2 protein-coding genes are annotated in these 1,152 nt (G+C 72.6%); both read left to right on the top strand.

What is annotated here, in order from left to right:
- On the top strand, positions 1–690 hold a 690-nt coding region (locus AB0I77_RS53805; protein WP_363290372.1), incomplete at its 5' end, for an alpha/beta hydrolase.
- Positions 687–1,152, top strand: a 466-nt coding sequence (locus AB0I77_RS53800) for an SDR family NAD(P)-dependent oxidoreductase (RefSeq protein WP_363290371.1), incomplete at its 3' end; no start/stop codon positions are given. The genes AB0I77_RS53805 and AB0I77_RS53800, both read left to right, overlap by 4 nt.

Genomic DNA, 1,152 nt, shown 5'->3' with positions numbered 1-1,152 from the left:
CTGGCGGACGATCTGGAAGCGGTGCTCGCACACACCCTCGCGCCCGGCGAGAAGGCCGTGATCGCAGGCCACTCCATGGGCGGGATGACCGTCATGGCCGCGTCCGCGCGCCCCGGTTTCCGGGAGCACACGGCTGCCGTCCTGTTGTGCAGCACGGGCGCTTCACGGCTCGTGGCCGAGGCGCGCGTCCTGCCACTGCGCGCCGGGCGCGTACGCACCTGGATCACGGGGCGCATTCTGGGTTCGCGCGCCCCGCTCGGACCGGTCACGCCCCTCGCCAGGCGCATCCTCAAGTACGCCACGATGGGCGCCGGTTCCGCCCCGCACATGGTGGAGGCGTGCGCGCGGATCGTGCACGCCTGCCCGCGCGCCGTGCGCGGCGCCTGGGCGAGCGTGCTGGAGCGCCTCGACCTCGACCACGGTGTACGGGAGTTGACGGTGCCGACCGCGGTGGTCGCCGGCACCGCCGACCGGCTCACGCCACCGGTGCACGCGCGGGCGCTCGTCGCCGCACTACCGGCGTGCGTCGGCCTGACCGAGTTCCCCGGACTCGGCCACATGACCCCCGTCGAGGCCCCCGAGCTGGTCACCGCGAAGATCCGCGAACTCGCCGCGACGTACCTGACGAACACGACTGACACGACTGACACGACCGACGCGGTGGACGCACACGTCAAGGAGGGCGCATGAGCAGGGTCAGCCTCGAGGGGCAGGTCGCGGTGGTCACCGGAGCCGCGCGCGGCGTCGGGGAGTTGCTCGCGCGCAAGCTGTCCGCGCGCGGAGCGAAGGTGGCGCTGGTCGGTCTGGAGGAGGACGCGCTCAAGGCGGCCTCCGCGCGGCTGCACAGCGAGAGCGACCACTGGTACGCCGACGTCACCGACCACGAGGCGATGACGCGGGTCGCCCAGGAGGTCAAGGAGCGCTTCGGCAAGGTCGACATCGTGGTGGCCAACGCCGGGGTGGCGACGGGCGGTCCGTTCGTCGATTCCGACCCGGTGGCCTGGCGGCGGGTGATCGAGGTCAATCTGATCGGCTCGGCGGTGACGGCCCGGGCGTTCCTGCCGGTGCTCGTCGAGAGCCGCGGCTATCTGCTGCAGATCGCCTCGCTAGCCGCGATCACCCCGGCGCCGATGATGACGGCGTACTGCGCGT

Origin of the sequence: Streptomyces sp. NPDC050619 (genome assembly GCF_040654815.1) — a bacterium.
In the GTDB taxonomy this organism is placed as follows: domain Bacteria; phylum Actinomycetota; class Actinomycetes; order Streptomycetales; family Streptomycetaceae; genus Streptomyces.
Note: the sequence above shows the minus strand (reverse complement) of the source record. Positions and strands in the feature narration are given on the sequence as shown.